Raw genomic sequence first — 21918 nt, 5'->3', positions numbered from 1 at the left:
CAGAATCAACTTATTTCTTGCTTGCAGCTGGTGCGGTATTGCCACGCATAGCATTAAAGAACTCTGAAGACGAAGGGTCGATCACCACAACATCGCCTTTTTTATTGAAGCTTGACCTGTACGCGTCCAAACTCCGATAGAACTTTGCAAATTGCGGGTCCCGGCCAAACGACTCGGCATAGACACGGGTTGCTTCTGCATCGCCCTCACCTTTGATTTTCTGGGCTTCACGATAAGCGTTGGCAACGGTCACTTCGCGCTGGCGGTCAGCATCGGCCCGAATCTTCTCACCCTCGGCAGCACCAGTCGAACGCAACTCATTGGCGACACGCTTGCGTTCAGCTTCCATGCGGCGGTACACAGATTCTGTAATTGCGTCCACATAGTCAACCCGGGTGATTCGAACGTCAACGACATCAACGCCCCAAGGTTTGGCGCCTCGCACCTGAGCCAACACTTCTCGTTTAACGTCGGCCATCAATGCCTCGCGCTTAGAGGACAGCAAGTCTTTGACCGTGCGTTTGTTCACCTGCTCTTGAAATGAGTTGCGAACCACCCGATTCAATTGGCTGGCACCAGCGGCTTCATTTGTTCCGACGTTGCGGATATATTCAGTTGGCTCAGAAATCCTCCAGCGAACATACCAATCAATAACAACCCGCTGCTTCTCAAGAGTCAACATGGGCTCGTTGTCAGTGCTGTTAAGAGTCAGCAAGCGCTTGTCAATGTACGAGACATTCTGGAAAGGCGGGGGTAGCTTGAAATTCAAGCCTGGCTCAAGAATGACATCCTTGATTTGCCCCAAGGCATAGACCACGCCAAACTGGCGCTGATCCACAACAAATAGCATAGAACTCGCCAACGCCAAAGCGAATAGCAGCGATGAAAAAATAAAACCTAGCCGATTCATACTTGACTCCTAGCGGGTATCGCGGTCACGTGACCGGGCGGCAGCGTCACGGCTGCGGGTATCGACCACTGGCGCTGTCGGCGCGACCGAACCAGCAGCAGAAGAATTGGCCGACGCGGCCGCCTCATTGCTTGGTCCATTCATTTGCATGATCTTGTCTAGTGGGAGATACAACAAATTCGAGCCTTGTTTGGAGTCCACCATGACCTTGGTCACGTTGCTATAGACCTGCTGCATCGCGTCTACGTACAAGCGATCTCGCGTCACTTGCGGCGCCTTTTGGTACTCGGTCAATATCGAGCTGAAACGCTCAGCGTCACCCTTGGCCTGAGCCACAACCCGCTCCTTGTAGGCATCTGACTCTGCTTTGAGTCGCGACGCGGAACCAATGGCACGGGGAACCACATCGTTCGCATAAGCTTGCGCTTCATTCTTGGCTCGCTCACGCTCTTGCCCGGCTTTCAAGACATCATCGAATGCTGCCTGAACCTGCTCTGGTGGGCGCACGCCACCCTGCTGCAAATTAATACCAACAACTTCAATGCCAACCTTGTAACGATCCAGAATTGTTTGCATCAAATCACGAACACGGGGGGCAATCTGGTCCCGCTCTTCCGACAAGGCGCTGTCCATTTTCATTTTTCCAACGACCTCGCGCACTGCTGTCTCAGCCGCCTGTACGACGGCTGATGTGGGGTCCTTGCTTTCAAACAGGAACGCCCGAGCGTCATTTAGCCGGTATTGAACCGCAAATTTGATTTCGACAATATTCTCGTCTGCAGTCAGCATGGCCGACTCTCGCAGGCCTGTGGCTTTGATAATCGTATCGCGGCCCACATCAACAGAGCGAATCTGAGTCACGAAAATTAATTCATGACGCTGAATCGGGTACGGTAAGCGCCAATTAAAACCGGCCCCGACGGACGAGTGGTATTTGCCAAACTGGGTGATGACGGCCTGCTGACCCTCCTGCACGATAAAAAAGCCCGTGCCCAACCAGATTAAGGCGACCACGCCCGCAATGAGTCCTGCACCAACGCCCGCATTTTTCATATCAGGCTGAAACCCGCCACCTGAACTGTTTCCGCCCGAACCACCGCGTCCGGAGCCGCCAAATAACCCACCCAATTTGCGATTGAAGTCCCGCCACAGCTCATCCAAGTCCGGAGGACCCTGAGGGGCACCCCGCTTGTTGTCACGCTCTTCATTGCCATGCGGGTTTGGTGGCGCCTCGGTAGGATCTGGCCGAGCAGGGGGCTTTGAGTTGTCAGACGATGGAGTCTCATCATCACGGCCCCATCTTGGATCGTTCAGGTTGAACATGCCTCTGATCCGCCCGGGCAAAAATGCCCTGCGAAAAGTAGGTAAATGAAGTTTCATTTCTTCTTCTCTTGTTAATCGTTGAGGGATTGTGCCCAAACACCCGGCAGCCTCATGGCTCTCAGGGATTTACGGGGTCTCATTGACAGCGGCTACTTCTACTCCAACTGCATTCGCCAGTAACTGTCGCAGCAAGGGCACGCCCTCACCACTCATGGCACTCAAAAACACCCGGGGAGTTTGCACACCAGCCAAGTCATAGTGGTCCACTAGTTGCAGGGGGTGCTGCTCAATTTCAAGTGCATCGAGTTTGTTGAACACCAAAATCTGGGGGATGTCCGCGGCGCCAATTTCACCGAGCACACGTTGCACCTCCGCAATCTGCTCGGTAAAATTTGGACTGGAGGCGTCTACCACATGAATCAGCAAATCGGCATCCACCGCTTCTTGCAAGGTAGCTTGAAAAGCGTCAATCAAACCGTGTGGCAAATCTCGAATAAATCCAACTGTGTCAGAAAGTGAGACCGACCGACCTGCCTCCCCAAGATAGAGTTGCCGGGTGGTAGTGTCCAGGGTCGCAAACAGTTGATCAGCGGCATAGGCCCGTGCCTTTACCAGCGCGTTGAAGAGCGTGGACTTCCCTGCATTGGTATATCCGACCAATGAGATGTTGAACGCGTCGCGGCGCTCCCGTTGGCGTCGCTGTGTTTGTCGCTGCTTCTTTACCTTCACTAGTCGCTCTTTGATCTTCTTGATGTTGTCGCCAATCATCCGTCGATCCAGTTCAATCTGAGTCTCACCTGGGCCGCCCCGCATGCCGATTCCGCCACTCTGACGCTCCAAGTGAGACCATCGACGGACCAAACGTGTCCTCAGGTATTGAAGTTTGGCCAACTCTACCTGGAGCTTGCCTTCGTGACTGCGCGCTCGTTGACTGAAAATCTCCAGAATCAAGAGCGTTCTGTCATTAACTGGAAGCTCCAAATGGCGCTCCAGGTTGCGTTGTTGAGCCGGGCTCAAGCTTTGGTCAAACAGCACCTCGATTGCGCCCAGCTGGGTCGCCAGCAACTTGATTTCGTCGGCCTTTCCTGATCCGACAAATAAAGCCGAGTCTGGCGCCTTGCGTTTGCAGGTAATCCGAGCAACTGGGTTCAAGCCTGCCGTTTGCGCAAGCAAACCCAGCTCTTCCAGCCCACCATCAAAGTTGGGTAGCCCTAAATCAACCCCAACCAATATAGTGGGGGCGGCCTTGTGATCACGGGGCGGCAGGTTCGTCACCCTCGCCGGTTGCAAAAGTTACCGCGCGTCCTGGCACGATGGTGGATATTGCATGCTTGTAAACCATTTGGGTCACCGTGTTGCGAAGCAATACCACGTACTGGTCAAAAGACTCAATCTGACCTTGAAGCTTGATGCCGTTGACCAAATAGATAGAGACCGGTACATGTTCACGACGCAATGCGTTGAGGAATGGGTCTTGAAGCAATTGACCTTTGTTGCTCACGATATTCTCCGTGTTCAAAAAATTAATAAGAGCCTACGATAACACAGCAAACTGTGGTTTCTGGACGGATGCTTGCAAAGCTAATATTCAGCCAGCTGTCAGTCGGACTTCGCACAAAGCTTTACTTTTCAGAATACGGGTTGTTTGAGGTTTTCATCTCAATACGCATCGGCGTCCCCACTAGGTCAAACTCCTTTCGGAAGCGTCCTTCCAGAAACCTCTTATAGCCGTCAGTGACATGCTCGAGAGAATTGCCATGAATGATGATGACTGGCGGATTCATTCCACCTTGATGCGCGTACCGCAGTTTGGGGCGAAACATTCCCGCACGCTTCGGACTTTGAAATTGAACAGCCTCAAGCAGCAGCCTAGTGAGGACGGGCGTAGACATCTTGCAGTTGGCTGCTTTGTGCGCTTGGGCAATCGACGCCCACAATGGCCCCAGGCCCTGCCTTTTCTGCGCCGAAATCAAATGCATGGTTGCAAATTTAAGAAATGGCAAACGCGTTTCGATAGAGCGCTTAACCAACTCGCGCTGATACTCATCCACAGCGTCCCACTTATTGACCGCCAACACAACGGCTCGCCCATTTTCAAGAATGTATCCCGCAATGTGGGCGTCTTGATCAGTGACGCCTTGAGTGGCGTCAATGAGTAGTAAAACAACGTTACTAGACTCAATCGCCTGTAATGTCTTAACAACAGAAAATTTCTCAATAGCCTCGAAAACCTTCCCCTTGCGGCGCAAGCCAGCGGTATCGATCAACTCAAATTTCTGACCGTTGCGCTCGAACGGCACAGAGATCGCATCTCTGGTCGTGCCAGGCAAATCAAATGCCACCAAGCGCTCTTCGCCAAGCCAGGTGTTGATCAGGGTCGATTTGCCGACGTTCGGGCGTCCGGCCACAGCCAGCTTGATAACCCCAGGCTCCGTTGAGTCCTCAAGTTCAATGTCTTCCGGCAAATCTAGCGAATCCAGAGCGAGCTCAAGCAGGGTGAGTATGCCTTGCCCATGGGCGGCAGAAATTGGGTGAACATCACCCAAACCCAGTTCATAGAACTCAACCAGTTGGCCGCTTGCGACTAGGCCCTCTGACTTATTGGCAGCCAAGATGCACGGCTTGCCTAGCTTTCGAAGGTATTTCGCAATTTCGTGGTCTTGTGCGGAAAGCCCGCTTCTCGCATCAACAACAAAAATGACCACGTCAGCTTCGGCAACGGCTTGTGTCGTTTGCTTGGCCATCTCCTTGAAAATTCCACTAGCAGCGTCCGGCTCAAATCCACCTGTATCGATGGCGATGAACTCACGCTTGCCAAGTTTTGCATTTCCGTAGTGACGATCCCGTGTCAGTCCCGCGAAGTCCGCAACAATCGCATCCCTCGACTTGGTCAAACGATTAAAAAGGGTGGACTTGCCAACATTGGGGCGACCTACAAGGGCCAAAACAGGTTTCATAATGAATACAGGGCCAAAAACTATTCAGGCTTAAAGCCAAAAACTCCGCCATTGCGGGTTACTATAACCAGTGTGCCGGAAGCCAATATTGGGGCCACCGCTATCTGGGATCCATCTGTTGAAATGCGGCCGAGTGGAGTGCCATCTTCTCGCGATAACCAGTGCACCGTACCGGTCTCGTCACCAACAACAATTGAACGTCCGAGCACTAGTGGGGAAGACAGGCGACGATACTTCAGACGGTCACTGATCCAAACCCGTTCTCCGTCAGCGCGTGACCAAGCCATTATTTCGCCATTGCCTTCGGCTCCGTAAATGCGCAGGTCATCACCGTCTATCCCGGTCGATCCAGAGGCGGCCATGGTCCAAAGGACTCGGCCGCGCCCAGCGTCAACACAGCCAACGTTCGATTGAAATGATCGAGCACAGACAACCTCACCAACCCGACTAACTCGGCCGATCAAGTCGACTAGCCGCTCAATTTCATTGGTCCCCCGCGGAGACGAAAGGGATGCCTCCCACAGGACACTGCCATTGGATGGATTCAGGCCCACCAACTTCCCTGATATTCCGGCAATCAACGTGTTACCGACTGCTAACAATACTCCGGACTGTCGCAAGACCAAAGAGTCTCCAGTCCGTTGCTGAGTCCACAGTTTCCGGCCGGACTGAGCATCAAATGCGACCACCGAGCGATCAGCGGCCAAAAGAAACACACGGCCGCCTGCAACAAGAGGTGCCGTAAAACCTTGCGCCAACAGCGCTTGACGCCACAGTACCCGACTCTCGTTGAGAACTACCAACTCATTCTCAACCGTGACAACTGCGGTCATACGACCATCGCTCCCAATGCCTGCAGAGAGGTTGGCTCCTACGTTCGCACTCCACAATGTTTCCCCTGTTAGAGCACTAAGCGACTTTAGTGCCCCATTGGAACTGGCAAACAAAACGGCATCGCCATTGACCTTGAGTGCCAATGGGTACTCTACCGCGTCTGATTTAACGGTCCAGGCCAAGCGAACACCGAGCAAGCCAGCGCTGGGTGGCAATTCTGCCGGTTTAGGGCGATCGGGTGTTCCGGCGCAACCCACAACCAAACCTAAGATCGCCGAAAGAAATACTGTGCGAAATGCAGCGGTGAAATACACGTTCATGAAGTGAGCAATCCTTACTTTATCAATGCGCCATTGGCGGGGTTGACACCGAGGGAGTTGAGTTTGACCTCCACCAGTCTTCGGTACTCGGTGCGTTCGTCAGTCAACTTATAAGCTTCAGTGTAGGCCACGATAGCTTCAGGCTTTAAACCCTGCAATACCAAGATATCGCCTTTTCGGTCTTGGGCTAAGCCAATAAATTCAGGTGGGAGTGCCGAGTCGAGCAGTTTGATAGCTTCAGCGTAAGCCCCCTCCTCTGCCAGCATGCCGGACAACCGCAATTTGGCAATACTTTGATAACCGCTGTCCGTTGGCTTTTCAACAACCCAAGCCAAGGCTGCCTTGGCCGCATCGACTTTGCCAGCTTCGTAATAGTATTTCGACACAAGCAGGCCCGCTTGCTGGGCATAAACTGTGGATTCATATCCTTTTTGAAGGTCTGACACTGAGCGCTCAACCTTGGTCATGTCACCTAACTTGATGCTTTTGTCGACTTCTTCAAACAGGGCGGAGGCCTGTGCTGACTTTCCTCGCTGCCAATATTGGTAGAAATTCCAGCTTGCAAATCCAGACAATACAGCGATCAATGTCCAAGTGATGGCATTGCCATACTGCTTCCAAAAGTGCTTCAGTTGATCTAATTGTTCTTGTTCTTCGAGGTCTAAAGGTGTCGCCATATTTGTTCTCAGTTAAGCACGCAATTGTAGGGTCGGCGCCCAGTCGGAAATGGAATCGAGGGATTGGCTTACTTGAAGCCCAGTGCCATCTCGCAGCGACTTGATCGTCACTGAGTTGGTTTTAACTTCCTCATCGCCAAATACCAATGCAAAATGGGCGCCACTTGAGTCTGCTCGTTTGAACTGCGACTTTAAGCTGGCCATTGCCGAGTCGGAACTTGCTTGCATTTGTATGCTGACGCCCTCACTTCGTAATTTTTGCAACACCCTCAACGCACGTGGCAATCCAGACAGGTTGGCGACAATCGCGTAGGCATCCAATGCCGTATCGATTTCTCCGAGCCCTTGTTCCTTTAGCAACTCCAGTATGCGATCCACGCCAAGTGCCCAACCGACGGCGGGGGCAGATTTTCCACCCAAATTCTCGATCAGATAGTCATAACGACCGCCCGCGCACACTGTCCCCTGGGAACCCAGGCGGTCGGTCGTGAATTCAAAAACGGTCAGGTTGTAGTAGTCCAGTCCCCGAACCAAGCGGGGATTCACGGTGTAGGACACCTGGTTTTCATCTAGGATGCGCTTCAGGTCCGAAAAATGTGCGAGTGACTGCTCGCCCAAGTAGTCGATAGGTCGCGGCGCGCCATCAACAATTTTTTGCAGCGCCGGGTTTTTTGTGTCCAGAATCCGAAGCGGGTTGGTATGAAGCCGGCGACGCGAGTCTTCATCCAACTCATCATGATGGGATTCGAAGTAAGCAATGAGCGCTTTTCGATGCTCATGACGCTCTTCGGGCTGTCCCAGGCTGTTTAGTTCCAGTCGTACATCAGTCAGACCCAAGTCACTCCAGAGGGCCACAGCCAACAAAATCAACTCTGCGTCGATTTCAGCACCCGAAAATCCCAACGCCTCTGCACCAATTTGATCAAATTGACGATAGCGACCACGCTGAGGTCGTTCGTGACGAAACATCGGCCCGATGTAATAGAAGCGTTTGCCACCGTCATACAGCATCGAGTGCTCGATAACAGATCGAACAACACCTGCAGTTCCCTCTGGCCGAAGCGTCAGCGGGTCTCCGTTCAACCGATCTTCAAAGGAGTACATCTCCTTCTCCACCACGTCAGTAACCTGTCCCAGTCCACGGACAAACAACGGGGTTCTCTCAACGATGGGAGTTCGGATGTTCTTATAGGCATAGCGGGCCATCACCGTGCGAATCCTGCCTTCCAGCCACTCGACCGCCGCTGATTGGGGCGGCATGATGTCGTTCATGCCCTTGACGCCGGTCAATTTTTCAAACCTTGGCATCGAACTCTTTTCACTCATGAGCTGTGTCAAAACGGTCAAATGACCGAGTCCTTACTAAATCGTTTTTGGATGTACGTTTCAACAATTTGCTGAAACTCTTGCGCGATATTTTCGCCGCGTAATGTCAGCGCTTTTTCACCGTCAATGAATACGGGTGCTGCTGGCGCCTCGCCAGTACCGGGAAGGCTGATTCCGATATCGGCATGCTTGCTCTCCCCTGGGCCATTGACGATACAGCCCATAACGGCTACTTTCAGCTTCTCCACCCCAGGGTACTTTTCACGCCAAACAGGCATCTGGCTTCTCAGAAAATCTTCAATTTGTTTGGTCAACTCTTGAAAAGTCGTGCTTGTGGTTCTACCGCACCCGGGACACGCAGTGACACTGGGGACAAATGACCTAAGCTCAAGTGCCTGCAAAATTTCACAGGCGATCACAACCTCTTGGGTACGAGACTCACCGGGTTGGGGGGTCAGAGATACGCGAATTGTGTCCCCGATACCTTCCTGCAACAGCACCGAAAGTGCCGCCGTAGAAGCAACCGCTCCTTTGGTTCCCATACCTGCTTCAGTGAGACCTAGGTGCAAGGGATAGTCGCAACGTGCATTCAGCTCTCGATACACGGCAATCAAATCTTGAACACCACTAACCTTGCAGGAAAGAATGATCTGGTTGGGTTGCATGCCCATGTCAACAGCGCGACGGGCTGAATCCAGAGCAGAGGTGATCAATGCCTCGTACATGACGGGCTTTGCTTCCCATGGCGTGGCCCGCCGACTGTTTTGGTCCATCAGGTCTGCCAACAGGTCTTGGTCCAAGCTGCCCCAATTGACACCAATGCGGACAGGTTTCTTCCACCGAATGGCGGCTTCAATCATTTGACCAAATTGTTTGTCGCGTTTATCGCCTTTGCCGACGTTACCGGGATTAATTCGATACTTCGACAACGCCTCGGCGCAAGCAGGAAACTCACTCAACAGCCGATGCCCGTTGTAATGAAAGTCGCCGACCAGTGGGGTATCAATTCCCATGCGATCCAGCTGATCTCTTATGTGCGGCACAGCCTGCGCCGCTTCCGGGGTGTTGACAGTCAGGCGAACCATTTCGGAGCCAGCCAGTGAGAGCTCCTTAACCTGAATCGCAGTTCCAATTACATCTACCGTGTCTGTATTCGTCATCGATTGGATGCGAACCGGTGCATCGCCACCAATCGTGACTACTCTCTGGCCCCAACTTACTTGAGCTTGCAAAGAGGTTCGGCGTTTTGGTGCTGCAATGGCGATGGGGGCGTGATGGTCCACTATTTCACCTCAAAACGAGCAATATTGTTATTGGTCAGCTGTGCGAGATCAAAGCTCTTGCCCCTGACCTCAACAGCTACTACGTCAGCCCGACCGATCACAACGGACAGTGGACTATCACCAGATGCCCCGAGCACCTCACCTTCAACCATGGATTTTCGTACCTTGACGACGCCGTTGGCATCGACAACCTCAACCCACGAAGTGGCAGTCGCTTTCAATACTACGGTGCCGGCCACCGCCCCATTGCCACCGACAGTGAGTGGCAGTGGACTTGCTGAAACCCTGCTGGGCGCAGCTGTCAAAGGAGAACTGTTTGCTACTGCCACCTCCGAACCTGAGACTGGAACAAGCACATCGGTAGATCCATCAGCAATGGTTGACACAACGGTGTCGGTTGTCGCCGGCATCGTTTCCGTTGTCTCATCTGTGGGATCAGCGGGGGCAACCCTGAATGTATCAAGGCTCGAACTGAGGAAGTCGCCTGGCGCGAAGAGCAGCGCAACAGCCGAAAAAACAAGGGCTAAAACGGCCAAAGTTCCTGGCTGACGGAGGTGACTCATGAATGCGAGTCCCCTTCCTTCGCCAGGCACGCGAAATGGGGTGTTGATACCAGATTCATCCGTTTTCATGCTCGGTGTTGCCAAGCTTGGAAAGCGCGCTAGTACAGGTCTCGCATCAATTTGAAGGGCTCGGCAAACGCTTGACGCCAAAGCACGCGCAAAGACGATGTCGGGCAACAAATCCCATCGATTTGCTTCCAGGGCCTCCAGCTTGGCTGTTGATACTTTCAGCATCGACGCAAGCGCGGGCACACTGTATCCTGCAGTCTCCCTTGCTTGCCGTAACAATGCGCCCCCGGTCTCACACGCGTCGGTTACTTGAATCTCGGGGCTAGACGAAGACGAATCAACTTCACTCATTGAATGCCCCACGGTGATACAAAATAGTCTCGGGTGAAGCCGAAAAGCGCTTCTCAAGCTGCCCTGCGAGTTGATTTAGCGCTTCTGTGTTGTTCAACTGGCGTTCAACCTTGACGCCAAGCCACAGAGACTCCGCGTTGGCCAATTGGCTATTGTTTAGACGACGAATGTAGAACTGTGACTGTACAAAGTCTCCGCGCTTGTAAAGCAAGGTGGCCATGTTGAAGGCAGTGATGGGGTTCCCCGCATCCAACTCATAAGATTTTTTAAGGCTAGCCTCCGCCGCCGTTAAGTCATTTGCCCGAACTTGGCACAAACCGTGTGCCATATAAGTTTTCGCTCGCTCTCCATACTGAGGGTTTGCAAGGGCTTGAAGAAACATCGCCGACGACTCCGGGTACCTAGATTGCTGGCACAGCAACCATCCCAAATTGTGAATGACGCTGGCATCTCGAGGACTCAACGCTAGCGCCTGTTTGAAGCTCTCCTCGGCGAATCGGTAGTCATTGAGTCGCATGTAGATCAAGCCCCGCATGTTGTACCCCGCCGAGTAGGTAGGGTCGGCCGCTATCGACTGCTTTAACTCATCAAGTGCAATATTTGTCTGCCCTTGCTCAAAATAGCCGATTGCCAACTCCAAACGAATTCTGGCTCTCTTTCTTGCATCGGTTTCGTCAGATGCCGTCACAATTTCATCACGAGGTCGGTCGGCACCAGCCTCGCGACTTGTCGACGCACAGCCGCCCATCAACGTACCGACTACGGCAATTAAGCCAACAACAAGCAAATGCCGTTTGATATTCCAATGTCCAGATGGATTGATTGCCATACGTCACTTCTCCAAATTGGGTTTTGCTGTGGGCGGTATCGGTGTCAACATAATGGTTCGCTGCCGTGCAATTCTGGATTGCACACGGGTTCGGTCTTGCACATCACCAGCCAATTGACCGCAAGCAGCATCAATGTCGTCTCCTCTTGTCTTGCGCACTGTGGTAACAATGCCGGCGTCAGACAATATTTTCGCGAAGACATTTACCTGCTCAATTGGCGAACGAAGTAGACCCGAGGCAGGAAAAGGATTAAAAGGAATCAGGTTGAACTTGCACCACACACGGCCGCTGGCGTGTTGACGTATCAAGCTGACGAGTTGGTTGGCGTGCTCCACTTGATCGTTAACACCATCAAGCATGCAGTACTCGAAGGTAATGAAGTCTCTTGGGGCGTGTGCCAAGTACCGATTGCATGCCGCCAGTAACTCTTCGATCGGATATTTTCGATTCAACGGCACCAAATTGCTACGTAACTCGTCATTGGGTGCATGCAAAGAGACCGCAAGGGCAACCGGGCAATCCAGCGCCAAACGGTCCATCATTGGAACCACACCGGAGGTGGAGACCGTCACGCGCCGCCTGGACAACCCGTACCCGTGATCGTCGAGCATGACTCGCAGTGCCGGCACGAGTTCTGAGTAGTTTTGAAGAGGCTCACCCATGCCCATCATGACTACATTTGAGATGACGCGATCACACTGCTTGAGGTGGGATCTAAGGAAGTGCTCCGCAAACCAGAGCTGAGAAATAATTTCTCCCGCGCGAAGATTCCTGCTGAACCCTTGGTGTCCAGTGGAGCAAAACCGACAGCCTACCGCACACCCTGCCTGCGAGGAAATACAAAGGGTGCCGCGATCCTTCTCGGGAATGAAGACAGCTTCTACGGCATCCCCGTTGCCGACATCAAAAAGCCATTTGATAGTGCCATCAGACGAAATATGCTGCGACAAGATGTCCAGTGGCTTGACTTGCGCCGAAGCCGACAGCTTCTCTCGCAGTGACCGGGCAAGGTCGGTCATGTCGTCAAATTTGGACGCGCCTCTTTGATGGATCCAGCGAAACAACTGAGTGGCGCGAAAACGCTTCTCACCCAGCCGCTCGCAATAAAGGGTCAAACCTTCAAGGTCGTAATCGAGTAGGTTGACCGTCATCAAGTTTTATTGGCCGTAAACGTTCATGCCAGCAAAGAAGAAGGCGATTTCAGCAGCAGCGGTCTCAGCTGCATCAGAGCCATGAACGGCATTGGCATCAATGCTGTCGGCGAAATCGGCGCGAATGGTGCCTGGGGCTGCCTTCTTCGGATCTGTTGCACCCATTAAGTCGCGGTTTTTCAGGATGGCGTTTTCACCTTCGAGCGCCTGAATCATGACAGGACCCGAGATCATGAACTCAACCAGATCCTTGAAGAAAGGACGCTCTTTATGAACGCCGTAAAAGGCTTCTGCCTCGCCGCGCGAAAGATGGGCCATGCGTGCAGCAATAACTTTCAGGCCAGCGGCTTCAAAGCGCGCATAAATTTGGCCGATTACGTTTTTGGCAACTGCATCAGGTTTGATGATAGAAAGAGTGCGTTCGATAGTCATATTTTTTCCAGATCAACAATAAATAATTATTACCCATTGGGCAAAGCTCACTAGTTTAACGCCAAGAGAGATCGATTTTTCGAAAAGTCAACTGGCGCCACCCGATATAGGTTAGGCCCCTCCGCGACCACCGCGGCGCGGCCCACCTTTTCCTCGGCCGGGCAGTTGGTTGCTCCGCTGCTTGGTGAAGCTATCAGCACCAATGTAACCAAATGCCGTCTTCATAGGATCTGGTTGGCTAGAGCCTGCATTTTGTCCACCCGAAGGAGCGCGTCCGCTGCGACCTCGGTCCGAACCGGCCGGTGATTTTTGATCGGACCCAGCGTCGCCATTGCTGCGCAGACCTCTGCCAGAACTGCGGGGACCGCTCCCCCTCACTCCTCTGCGGCGACTGGACGAATCGCCTCGCCCTCCACGAGTCGGTTGACCGTCAATTGGTTGAGGCTTGATTACGCCAGCCACCTTGACCAATCCTTGAATATCATTGTCATCCAACTCCATCCACGCCCCGCGCTTCAGGCCTTTTGGCAAAACCATTGCCCCATATCGAATTCGAATTAAGCGGCTAACAGCGTGCCCGACTGCCTCAAACATACGCCGAACCTCGCGGTTTCTCCCCTCGGAAATGGTGACTCGGTACCAGCAATTGGCGCCCTCACCACCTCCATCTTCGATTGAGCCAAACTGCGCTAACCCGTCATCCAATTGAACTCCTGCAAGCAATTTCTGCCTCTCTTCCTTGTTCAGCGCACCAAGCACTCGGACGGCATATTCACGCTCCAAACCAAATCGAGGATGCATCAAATTGTTGGCCAACTCACCAGAGCTGGTAAAAAGCAGCAACCCCTCCGTATTCAAATCCAGTCGCCCGACGGACTGCCATTTGCCTTGGTACAACTTGGGCAGGCGTCGAAAAACTGTCGGCCTGTTTTGTGGGTCGTCGTGAGTAACTACTTCACCTGCTGGCTTGTGATACGCAATCACCCGTGGAGGTGGCGGGTCAATACGAAATCGAATGGGCTTGCCATTGACCTTGACATGGTCGCCGAATTGAATTCGTTGGCCCACATGGGCTGGCTCATTGTTGACGGTGATTCGGCCCTCGAGAATCAATTGCTCCATTTCAAGACGTGAGCCCATGCCAGCTTGCGCCAGCACTTTGTGGAGTTTCGGTGACTCGGCTTGAGGCAGCAACACTCGCTTGAGTGGTGCGACTTCTGCCGTGTCTTCGTCAGCATCAAATTGCCCAGAAATCACGTCCGCAAACCGGTTTTCAGGAATTGATGGGTTTACGGGAGGCTGTGTTACCTGATCTAACTTGCTTTCTTCTGTATTCAACCCCTGGTTGAATTCTTCGTTTGTATCCATGGGGTTTTCACTCATGATTTTTTCCGTTCAAAATAATTATTTCTGACTCTGAGGTAGATTGAAGGGACTCAACCTCTCCACCTTCGCTACTCTCGGCCTGACCATCCAGCCCCTGCAGGGGCAAATCAGCGTCATCTTGAATGTCAATTTGTACTTGACCCAGGCCAGTATCAGCGCTAGTTCGCTCGAGAAACTCAGCCTGTTGTGAAGGAAATTCAAGTAGCGGCAATTCATCCAGCGCAGTCAAACCCAGATCATCCAAAAACTGCTTGGTCGTCGCAAAAAGCGCCGGCCGACCAACCGTATCCCGATAGCCGATGGTCTCAACCCAACCCCGATCTTCGAGCTGCTTAAGCAGCAATGAATTCACGGTAACGCCTCGAATATCCTCTATGTCACCGCGAGTGACCGGTTGACGATAGGCAATGATTGCAAGAGTCTCCAACGTAGCTCGCGTGTAGCGAGGCGGCTTCTCTGGGTACAGGCGATCAAGGTATCCCTTCATATCGGATTTACTTTGAAACCGCCAGCCACTGGCAACGCTCACTAACTCGACTCCTCGCCCAGTCCACTCAGACTGCAGCTGTAGCATCAGCAGTTTTAGAGAGTCAATGCTTACGCTGTCGTCAAAAAGCGCCCTTAACTCTCGCAATTGCAGGGCCTGAGGGGAGCAAATCAAAGCAGTTTCAAGGATACGTTTTGCATCCGTCGAATTCATGGTTTTCTGTTCCAGTAATTGCACCGGACCGGTACAAAAGCAATCAACAACTATTGGGGCAAACAGTGAGGCGCAGTGGGAGATTTAAGAATCTATGGCGCAAATAACGTTGAGTGCCGCGTAGACATCATATTTCGCTATGTGGCGTATTGTAGCTAAGTCCCAGTAAATTCAGGGCATGGCAGAAATCTTGCGGGGGGGCGGACTCGAACTTCATCATCGCGCCTGTCACGGGATGGGGAAACGCTAGTCGAAAAGCGTGAAGTGCCTGACGCTGCATGCCCGCCTTCTTGATGCCCCCATAGGCCTCGTCGGCGACCAGCGGATGCCCCACGTGGGCCATGTGGACCCGGATCTGATGAGTTCTGCCGGTGTGTAGCGTGCAACGTACAAGGCTGCACCCTTCTCCTTGGTCTAACAACTCAATAGAAGTTTTGGCATGTTTGCCTTGATTTTTTTCCAAATCCACCACAGCCATACGCAATCGATTTCGAGGATCCCTGCCCACTGGCGCGTCAACGTCGCAACACGATTTAGCTTTCCATAAGTGCAGGCCTATCGCCAAATACTGCCGACTCACATCTCTCGCCGCGATTAATTGAACCAATAGATCCATCGTGGCGCGGTTTCGGGCGACGACCATGAGGCCGCTGGTGTCCTTGTCCAATCGGTGAACAATGCCGGCCCTAGGGAGATCCATGGCCTTTTTGTCATGTGCCAACAATCCGTTTAGCAGCGTTCCACTCCAGTTGCCGGGGGCGGGGTGAACCACCAAGCCGGCTGGTTTGTCAATTACCATCAAATGGTCGTCTTGATAAACGACCGCCAAAGCAATAGCCTCTGGTTTGAATGCTTGGCTCTGGGGCGTTGGGCGCAATTCAACGCGGGCCACATCGCCGGCTTTAACCCGGGCGGAGGCCTTGCGAATGACTGCGCCATTGACAGTTACCCCTGACAGGTCTATGAGTTGCTGAAGGTAGCTCCGCGAAAACTCAGGGACCAGTTCAGCCAGCGCCCGATCAAGTCGTTCGGTGTGATATTTCTCGGAAATGGTCAGTTGACGAAGTTCGCACTCCGCGTCCATCTCAGCTGTGTCGTCCGAATTCTCGGGGGCGAGGCCGGTCGATATAATTCTGTCGCTATTGTTCACGAAAGTAGTCCTACATGCTTAGAGCCAAATTATCCGTTGTATGCACTTTGGCATTTACAGGCTCAGTCCTGCTATTCGCCGGCTGCGCCTCCACTGTGGAAGACAAAACAGCGGGTTGGAGCCCCAATAAAATTTATGCTGAGGCGAAAGACGAGCTAAACGCAGGAGCCTACGACAAAGCCGTGTTGCTGTTTGAAAAGTTGGAAGGCCGCGCTGCAGGGACCCCTCTTGCGCAGCAGGCCCAACTCGACAAGGCATATGCCAATTTTAAAGCGGGAGAAAGTGCCCAAGCCCTTGCGACATTGGATCGATTTCTGAAGCTGCATCCTGCCAGCCCTGCAATTGATTACGCACTTTACTTAAAGGGCATTATCAACTTCAATGACGATCTGGGTATGTTCTCGGCGATCACACGGCAAGACTTGTCTGAACGCGATCAGAAAGCTGCAAAAGAGTCGTTTTCGGCCTTCAAGGAGTTGGTGACCCGTTTCCCTGACTCTCGATATACCCCTGATGCCGGCCAGCGTATGACACATATCGTCAACTCCTTGGCTCAATACGAGGTCCATGTCGCCAAATACTATTATTTGCGTGGCGCGCACGTGGCAGCGATCAACCGTGCACAAATCGCATTGGCGGACTACCAGGGTGTTCCGGCTGTCGAAGAAGCCTTGTACATTTTGACTCAGTCTTACGATGCGCTAGGGATGAACCAACTTCGGGATGACGCGAAACGCGTGTTGGTGACGAACTATCCAAATTCTGCGTTCCTCACACGGGGATTCAAAGGGGACTCAGATCCTTGGTGGAAGGTTTGGTAATTGACCTAATTCGGTCATTGCGTCAATCCTCCACCCTTGCTCCACAAACATGACTAATGGCTACAAATTAAGTGCCTCAACTGGCATTCATAGAGGCGATCGGGACTATCAGCAAGACCAAGTGATTCTGCTCAGCCATGCGCGGGTGAGCGGCTGCATTCTCGCAATTTTGGCTGACGGAATGGGTGGTAGAAGCGGAGGGAGAAAGGCGTCGGATCAGGTGATGATGACCGCCAAACAACTGTTTGAGCGATACGACCCGCGACGCGATGAGTCTGAGGAAACTCTGATGCAGCTCATCCAGGAGGCTCATACCGTGATTAAGTTAACGGCGATTTCCTCTGAAGAGGAGCCCCACAGCACAGTGGCTGCATTTCTGATCAACGCCGGTGGAGATTGTCATTGGGCCCATGCCGGGGACTCCAGAATTTATCATTTCCGTGGCGATAAATTCATCAAGCGAACGATGGATCACTCCTATGTTCAGGCCTTGATGACCAGGGGTGAGTTGACTGAAGATCAAGCCAATTTCCATCCGCAGTCCAATATCCTGATGGGTTGCCTTGGCACTGAAAGTGACCCGCCCGTCGAATTTCATTGCATTTCCAAAGTTGAAGTGGGTGACACCTTGATGGCTTGCAGCGACGGCATCTGGCATTACTTCACGACCGCTGAGATAGGGTCAATTCTGTCGACCCTTTCCGCCAGAGAGGCCAGTGAATTCCTGATCGAAAAGGCAAGGGAGCGTGCGCGCGGTACGGGCGACAATCTGTCATTGGTAATTGTGAAGGTCGAGCCACTGGAAGTCGCGCCATAACGGCTTTGCCAACCGTTGACGACAGACATTCCCTGCAACGGTACTTCAATGGCCGGGAATTCTGGGTCGTTGCCTTAGCTGTATAGCTCACTCGGATCGATCGACTCAGGTCAGGCGGGTATCAACCAGTCGACGCTCCAGCGCAAGAAATTCGGCCGACTGCATTTCATTCAATCTGGAAACTGTTCTCGGAAATTCATGTGCCAACGGACCCTCTGTGTAAAGGGATTCAGCGGTGACCTCAGCAGAGACAATCAGCTTCACCCGCCGGTCGTAGAGCACATCAATCAACCAAGTAAAACGACGAGCCTCCGAGGACATTCGCATGGGCATCTGCGGTACGTCACTTAGAAAAATAGTGTGAAATTGGCTCGCGATTTCCAAGTAGTCATTTTGTGACCTGGGTCCGCCACACAGGACCTTGAAATCAAACCAGACCATGCCTCCCGCTTTTCGTCGGGCGACAATCTGGCGAGACTCAATTTTCAACACCGGCTCCTCGTCATGCGTCTCCGCTAGACGATCAAAGGCCTTGCTCATTTCGGCATCAGCCTTGGCACCAAGTGGCACGTGATACAGATTCAACTGCTGAAGAGTCTGGCAGCGGTAATCAGTGCCATTGTCAACATTGATGACTTCCAAATTGTTGTTGAGCAAAGCAATGGCAGGCATGATGCGGTCACGATGCATGCCGTTCGGGTACAGGTCATTCGGTTTGAAGTTTGAGGTTGTCACCAACCCGACACCGTTTTCAAACAGTGCGGCTAACAACCGGTGCAGGATCATTGCATCCGTAATGTCTGCGACGTGAAACTCGTCAAAACAAATCAGCCGGTATTTCTTTGCGATTTGCTTGGCCAGCATGTCCAGTGGATTCGCTGTGCCCTGAAGGACGGTCAGCTCCCGATGCACCTCTCGCATGAACTCGTGAAAGTGCAACCGCGTTTTCCGCTTGAGTGGAACGGCATTGAAGAAGCAGTCCATCAAAAAGCTTTTACCTCGCCCTACCCCGCCGAACATATAGACGCCGCGAGGGATATCGGGCCGATTGATTAGCTTTTTTAATGCACTTGAACGCTTCTCTTTGAACGCGCTCCACTCATTGGCGCAACGTTCCAACGCCTCAATCGCTCGCAGCTGGGCAGGGTCGCTGACGTAACCCTTCAACTTTAACTCGGCGTGGTATATCTCGGTGACGGTCATGAAGATCGGCCGTGGCAGGCGGTGCCTGCCACGAAAAGTTTAGAAATTCAATGTCCGCTTGTCCACGGCGAGTGCAGCTTCTTTGGTCGCCTCACTCAGCGACGGATGGGCATGGCAAATGCGGGCTAGGTCTTCGCTGCTCGCCCGGAACTCCATCGCCATGACACACTCAGCAATCAACTCACTGGCCATCGGTCCGACGATGTGAACGCCAAGAATTTCATCAGTAGTGGCATCTGCCAGCATCTTGACCATACCTGTTGTGTCACCCAAAGCGCGCGCACGACCATTGGCCAGGAACGGGAAGGTTCCCGCCTTGTAGGCCCGACCCTCTGCTTTGAGTTGCTGCTCAGTCTGGCCGACCCAGGCAATTTCAGGGCTGGTGTAAATGACCCAGGGAATGGTGTTGAAGTTAACGTGACCATGCTGACCGGCAATGCGCTCTGCAACGGCTACGCCCTCCTCCTCAGCCTTGTGGGCAAGCATTGGACCGCGAACCACGTCACCAACGGCCCATACACCGGCCAAATTGGTGCGGCATTCTTCGTCCACCACAATCGCGCCGCGCTCATCCAACTGCAGGCCGACACTCTCGGTATTGAGGCCAATCGTATTGGGGACGCGACCAATAGAAATAATCAGCTTGTCGACATCCAACGTCTGGGCTTCACCCTTGGCGTTGGTCCACGCGACACTGACGCCCTTCTTGCCGGTTTTGATTTCTCCAACCTTCACACCGAGCTCGACCTTAAGGCCTTGTTTAATAAACGCCTTATGCGCTTCTTTGGCGATTTGCTCGTCCACGGCGCCCAAAAAGGTGGGCAAGCCTTCCAGAATTGTCACCTCTGAGCCCAGGCGGCGCCAGACTGACCCCATTTCCAGTCCGATAACGCCGGACCCAATCAGGCCAAGTTTCTTGGGTACGGCGCCGATGCGCAATGCACCGTCGTTGGAGAGGATCAATTCCTCATCAAACGGTGTTCCGGGCAAGGCCCGTGCGTTGGAGCCGGTCGCCACAATGATTTGCTTGCCCATCAATGTCTCTTGGGCTGTGCCCGCAACGTTGAGCTCGTAGCCACCGTCAACGGCCTTTATAAAGGAGCCACGACCATGGAAAAAGCTGACTTTATTCTTCTTTAGCAGGTAGAGAATGCCGTCATTATTTTGTTTGACGACAGTGTCCTTGCGGGCGACCATTTTGGCCACATCCATGCTCACACCTTTGACCGCGATCCCATGATCGGCGAAGTGATGGTTGGCATGGTCAAAGTGCTCAGATGACTGCAGTAAGGCTTTGCTGGGAATGCAACCCACATTGGTGCAAGTGCCGCCAGGCGCGGGACCACCCTTTGCGTTCTTCCACTCATCAATGCAGGCCACACTCATGCCCAGTTGTGCTGCGCGAATGGCGGCAATGTAGCCACCAGGACCGCCACCAATGACGATCACATCAAATTGTTTGCTCATGAGAACTCCAGTTTTACAGTTGGAAAAAAACCCACCGGCTGAGCGGACGGCCTGTCCGCCCAAACGGGTGGGTTTGCCAGATCGTGGCTTAGATGTTGAACAGCAGGCGGGCTGGATCTTCTAGCGCCTCTTTCATTGCCACCAGGCCGAGAACAGCTTCACGACCGTCAATAATGCGGTGGTCGTAGCTCATGGCCAGGTAGTTAATGGGACGAACAACAACCTGACCATTTTCGACAACAGCACGGTCTTTTGTTGCGTGCACGCCCAAAATGGCCGACTGTGGCGGGTTGATGATGGGAGTCGACAACATTGATCCGAAGGTTCCGCCGTTGCTGATCGAGAAAGTGCCACCCGTCATGTCGTCCATGGTCATCTTGCCTTCACGCGCCTTGGCACCGAATTCAGCAATCTTCTTCTCAATATCGGCAAAGCTCATTTGATCCGCATTGCGCAAGATGGGCACGACCAGCCCGCGCGGTGAACCAACGGCAATGCCAATATCAAAGTAGCCGTGGTAGACGATGTCGTTGCCATCAACCGAAGCATTCAACACAGGGAATTTCTTCAGCGCGTGAACTGCTGCTTTGACGAAGAAACTCATGAAGCCGATCTTCACGCCATGCTCTTTCTCGAACTTTTCCTGAAAACGCTTGCGCATCTCCATGACTGGCGCCATGTTGACCTCATTGAATGTTGTCAAAATCGCGTTGGTCGACTGAGATTGCAGCAAACGCTCAGCCACCCGGGCACGCAAACGGGTCATTGGCACGCGTTGTTCAGGGCGGCCGCCCAAAGCCATTGCTGGCATTGCAACCTGAGGCAACATTGCAGCTGGAGCCTTGGCTGGCGCGGAAGGAGCCGCTGCAACTTTAGGAGCAGCCACGGACGCCAGGACATCGCCCTTTGTGACCCGTCCGTCTTTCCCTGTTCCAGCGACCGAACCCGGTGCCAAATGGTTGTCCGCCATTAGTTTGGCTGCCGCTGGCATTGCAACGCCAGCCATGCTGTTGGATGTCGCGGGGGGTGCGGCCACGGTGGCGGTCGCTGCTGCAGGCGCGGCTTGAGCCGGCGCAGCCGTGGGTGCGGCCACTTTGCCGTCGGTGTTAATGCGGCCAATTAACTGCTCAGCGGTCACGGTACTGCCGTCACCCATCAGCAATTCGGACAACACGCCAGCCGCCGGTGCTGGTACTTCCAGAACAACTTTGTCCGTTTCAATTTCGATCAGGATCTCGTCCATCTCAACGGTGTCTCCAACTTTCTTCTTCCATTGCAGCATGGTGGCCTCAGCCACGGATTCAGAGAGCTGGGGAACTTTGATTTCTACGATTGACATAACAATTCTTTCAAAAGGTATTTGGGGACTTGCCGGGTGCTGGTGCTTTGCAACATTGCCCGGCAGTGG

The 21918-nt window shown here is 53.1% G+C and carries 21 protein-coding genes; 2 read left to right on the top strand and 19 right to left on the bottom strand.

From position 1 onward, the window contains the following. Nucleotides 1–10 precede the first annotated feature (10 nt). The 16 genes from hflC to J8G15_RS04490 all read right to left on the bottom strand — a co-directional run bounded on the left by hflC (nucleotide 11) and on the right by J8G15_RS04490 (nucleotide 16202). Nucleotides 11–910, bottom strand: coding sequence for a protease modulator HflC (gene hflC / locus J8G15_RS04565; protein WP_210546367.1), 900 nt, complete (start codon nucleotides 908–910; stop codon nucleotides 11–13). Nucleotides 911–919: 9 nt separating this feature from the next. After that, the gene (gene hflK, locus J8G15_RS04560) at nucleotides 920–2290 is read right to left on the bottom strand and encodes an FtsH protease activity modulator HflK (RefSeq protein WP_210546366.1); all 1371 of its coding nucleotides are present in this window, start codon (nucleotides 2288–2290) and stop codon (nucleotides 920–922) included. 69 nt (nucleotides 2291–2359) lie between these two features. After that, nucleotides 2360–3508, bottom strand: a complete 1149-nt coding sequence (hflX, locus tag J8G15_RS04555; protein ID WP_210546365.1) for a GTPase HflX — start codon at nucleotides 3506–3508, stop codon at nucleotides 2360–2362. Further along, on the bottom strand, nucleotides 3486–3752 hold the full coding sequence (gene hfq, locus J8G15_RS04550; RefSeq protein ID WP_210546364.1) for an RNA chaperone Hfq: 267 nt from the start codon (nucleotides 3750–3752) through the stop codon (nucleotides 3486–3488). The genes hflX and hfq overlap by 23 nt, the downstream gene beginning before the upstream one ends. A gap of 103 nt (nucleotides 3753–3855) precedes the next feature. Then, a complete protein-coding gene (gene der, locus J8G15_RS04545; protein ID WP_210546363.1) occupies nucleotides 3856–5190 on the bottom strand; it encodes a ribosome biogenesis GTPase Der in 1335 nt (444 codons plus the stop codon). A gap of 20 nt (nucleotides 5191–5210) precedes the next feature. Beyond that, entirely contained in the window at nucleotides 5211–6344 is a 1134-nt protein-coding gene (bamB, locus tag J8G15_RS04540; RefSeq protein WP_210546362.1) for an outer membrane protein assembly factor BamB, read from the bottom strand. Between the two features lie 14 nt (nucleotides 6345–6358). After that, a complete protein-coding gene (locus J8G15_RS04535; RefSeq protein ID WP_210546361.1) occupies nucleotides 6359–7021 on the bottom strand; it encodes a tetratricopeptide repeat protein in 663 nt (220 codons plus the stop codon). Between the two features lie 12 nt (nucleotides 7022–7033). Next, nucleotides 7034–8329 (bottom strand): histidine--tRNA ligase, encoded by a 1296-nt coding sequence (gene hisS, locus J8G15_RS04530; protein ID WP_210547465.1) that lies wholly within the window; start codon nucleotides 8327–8329, stop codon nucleotides 7034–7036. A gap of 35 nt (nucleotides 8330–8364) precedes the next feature. Then, nucleotides 8365–9630 (bottom strand): flavodoxin-dependent (E)-4-hydroxy-3-methylbut-2-enyl-diphosphate synthase, encoded by a 1266-nt coding sequence (gene ispG / locus J8G15_RS04525; protein ID WP_210546360.1) that lies wholly within the window; start codon nucleotides 9628–9630, stop codon nucleotides 8365–8367. Beyond that, a complete protein-coding gene (locus J8G15_RS04520) occupies nucleotides 9630–10553 on the bottom strand; it encodes a RodZ domain-containing protein (RefSeq protein WP_210546359.1) in 924 nt (307 codons plus the stop codon). Before J8G15_RS04520 ends, ispG begins: the two co-directional genes overlap by 1 nt. Further along, nucleotides 10546–11382 (bottom strand): type IV pilus biogenesis/stability protein PilW, encoded by an 837-nt coding sequence (gene pilW, locus J8G15_RS04515; RefSeq protein ID WP_210546358.1) that lies wholly within the window; start codon nucleotides 11380–11382, stop codon nucleotides 10546–10548. The genes J8G15_RS04520 and pilW overlap by 8 nt, the downstream gene beginning before the upstream one ends. Before the next feature lie 3 nt (nucleotides 11383–11385). Continuing rightward, the gene (gene rlmN, locus J8G15_RS04510) at nucleotides 11386–12534 is read right to left on the bottom strand and encodes a 23S rRNA (adenine(2503)-C(2))-methyltransferase RlmN (RefSeq protein WP_210546357.1); all 1149 of its coding nucleotides are present in this window, start codon (nucleotides 12532–12534) and stop codon (nucleotides 11386–11388) included. A gap of 6 nt (nucleotides 12535–12540) precedes the next feature. Next, the gene (ndk, locus tag J8G15_RS04505; RefSeq protein WP_210546356.1) at nucleotides 12541–12966 is read right to left on the bottom strand and encodes a nucleoside-diphosphate kinase; all 426 of its coding nucleotides are present in this window, start codon (nucleotides 12964–12966) and stop codon (nucleotides 12541–12543) included. A 111-nt stretch (nucleotides 12967–13077) separates the two neighbouring features. Then, a complete protein-coding gene (locus J8G15_RS04500; RefSeq protein WP_210546355.1) occupies nucleotides 13078–14349 on the bottom strand; it encodes a pseudouridine synthase in 1272 nt (423 codons plus the stop codon). Further along, nucleotides 14342–15052, bottom strand: coding sequence for an SMC-Scp complex subunit ScpB (gene scpB / locus J8G15_RS04495; protein WP_210546354.1), 711 nt, complete (start codon nucleotides 15050–15052; stop codon nucleotides 14342–14344). The genes J8G15_RS04500 and scpB overlap by 8 nt, the downstream gene beginning before the upstream one ends. Nucleotides 15053–15179: 127 nt before the next feature. Further along, the gene (locus tag J8G15_RS04490; RefSeq protein ID WP_370627487.1) at nucleotides 15180–16202 is read right to left on the bottom strand and encodes an RluA family pseudouridine synthase; all 1023 of its coding nucleotides are present in this window, start codon (nucleotides 16200–16202) and stop codon (nucleotides 15180–15182) included. A gap of 14 nt (nucleotides 16203–16216) precedes the next feature. On the opposite strand from J8G15_RS04490, the gene J8G15_RS04485 reads away from it, so the two are divergent. Both J8G15_RS04485 and J8G15_RS04480 read left to right on the top strand, forming a co-directional pair. Beyond that, on the top strand, nucleotides 16217–17023 hold the full coding sequence (locus tag J8G15_RS04485) for an outer membrane protein assembly factor BamD (protein ID WP_210546353.1): 807 nt from the start codon (nucleotides 16217–16219) through the stop codon (nucleotides 17021–17023). A gap of 49 nt (nucleotides 17024–17072) precedes the next feature. Continuing rightward, nucleotides 17073–17840 carry a PP2C family serine/threonine-protein phosphatase gene (locus J8G15_RS04480; protein WP_210546352.1) on the top strand — a complete coding sequence of 256 codons (768 nt, stop codon included), beginning with the start codon at nucleotides 17073–17075 and terminating at the stop codon, nucleotides 17838–17840. Between the two features lie 105 nt (nucleotides 17841–17945). Here the strand turns inward: J8G15_RS04480 and zapE are convergent, their stop codons facing one another. From zapE to odhB, 3 genes are all read right to left on the bottom strand, one after another. After that, nucleotides 17946–19043, bottom strand: a complete 1098-nt coding sequence (gene zapE / locus J8G15_RS04475) for a cell division protein ZapE (RefSeq protein ID WP_210546351.1) — start codon at nucleotides 19041–19043, stop codon at nucleotides 17946–17948. A gap of 39 nt (nucleotides 19044–19082) precedes the next feature. Continuing rightward, complete coding sequence (gene lpdA / locus J8G15_RS04470; protein ID WP_210546350.1) at nucleotides 19083–20510, bottom strand: dihydrolipoyl dehydrogenase; 1428 nt, start codon at nucleotides 20508–20510, stop codon at nucleotides 19083–19085. Nucleotides 20511–20598: 88 nt separating this feature from the next. Then, nucleotides 20599–21849 (bottom strand): 2-oxoglutarate dehydrogenase complex dihydrolipoyllysine-residue succinyltransferase, encoded by a 1251-nt coding sequence (gene odhB, locus J8G15_RS04465; protein ID WP_210546349.1) that lies wholly within the window; start codon nucleotides 21847–21849, stop codon nucleotides 20599–20601. Between the last annotated feature and the right edge of the window lie 69 nt (nucleotides 21850–21918).

Origin of the sequence: Rhodoferax sp. PAMC 29310, from assembly GCF_017948265.1 — a bacterium.
Taxonomy (GTDB): Bacteria; Pseudomonadota; Gammaproteobacteria; order Burkholderiales; family Burkholderiaceae_C; genus Rhodoferax.
This window is presented reverse-complemented; position numbering and strand designations above follow the sequence as displayed.

Coding starts and splice junctions, on each gene's coding strand:
- hflC (WP_210546367.1), bottom strand. CDS start 910: ATGAATCGGCTAGGTTTTATTTTTTCATCGCTGCTATTCGCTTTGGCG.
- hflK (WP_210546366.1), bottom strand. CDS start 2,290: ATGAAACTTCATTTACCTACTTTTCGCAGGGCATTTTTGCCCGGGCGG.
- der (WP_210546363.1), bottom strand. CDS start 5,190: ATGAAACCTGTTTTGGCCCTTGTAGGTCGCCCCAATGTTGGCAAGTCC.
- bamB (WP_210546362.1), bottom strand. CDS start 6,344: ATGAACGTGTATTTCACCGCTGCATTTCGCACAGTATTTCTTTCGGCG.
- J8G15_RS04535 (WP_210546361.1), bottom strand. CDS start 7,021: ATGGCGACACCTTTAGACCTCGAAGAACAAGAACAATTAGATCAACTG.
- hisS (WP_210547465.1), bottom strand. CDS start 8,329: ATGCCAAGGTTTGAAAAATTGACCGGCGTCAAGGGCATGAACGACATC.
- J8G15_RS04520 (WP_210546359.1), bottom strand. CDS start 10,553: ATGAGTGAAGTTGATTCGTCTTCGTCTAGCCCCGAGATTCAAGTAACC.
- pilW (WP_210546358.1), bottom strand. CDS start 11,382: ATGGCAATCAATCCATCTGGACATTGGAATATCAAACGGCATTTGCTT.
- rlmN (WP_210546357.1), bottom strand. CDS start 12,534: ATGACGGTCAACCTACTCGATTACGACCTTGAAGGTTTGACCCTTTAT.
- ndk (WP_210546356.1), bottom strand. CDS start 12,966: ATGACTATCGAACGCACTCTTTCTATCATCAAACCTGATGCAGTTGCC.
- J8G15_RS04500 (WP_210546355.1), bottom strand. CDS start 14,349: ATGAGTGAAAACCCCATGGATACAAACGAAGAATTCAACCAGGGGTTG.
- scpB (WP_210546354.1), bottom strand. CDS start 15,052: ATGAATTCGACGGATGCAAAACGTATCCTTGAAACTGCTTTGATTTGC.
- J8G15_RS04485 (WP_210546353.1), top strand. CDS start 16,217: ATGCTTAGAGCCAAATTATCCGTTGTATGCACTTTGGCATTTACAGGC.
- J8G15_RS04480 (WP_210546352.1), top strand. CDS start 17,073: ATGACTAATGGCTACAAATTAAGTGCCTCAACTGGCATTCATAGAGGC.
- zapE (WP_210546351.1), bottom strand. CDS start 19,043: ATGACCGTCACCGAGATATACCACGCCGAGTTAAAGTTGAAGGGTTAC.
- lpdA (WP_210546350.1), bottom strand. CDS start 20,510: ATGAGCAAACAATTTGATGTGATCGTCATTGGTGGCGGTCCTGGTGGC.
- odhB (WP_210546349.1), bottom strand. CDS start 21,849: ATGTCAATCGTAGAAATCAAAGTTCCCCAGCTCTCTGAATCCGTGGCT.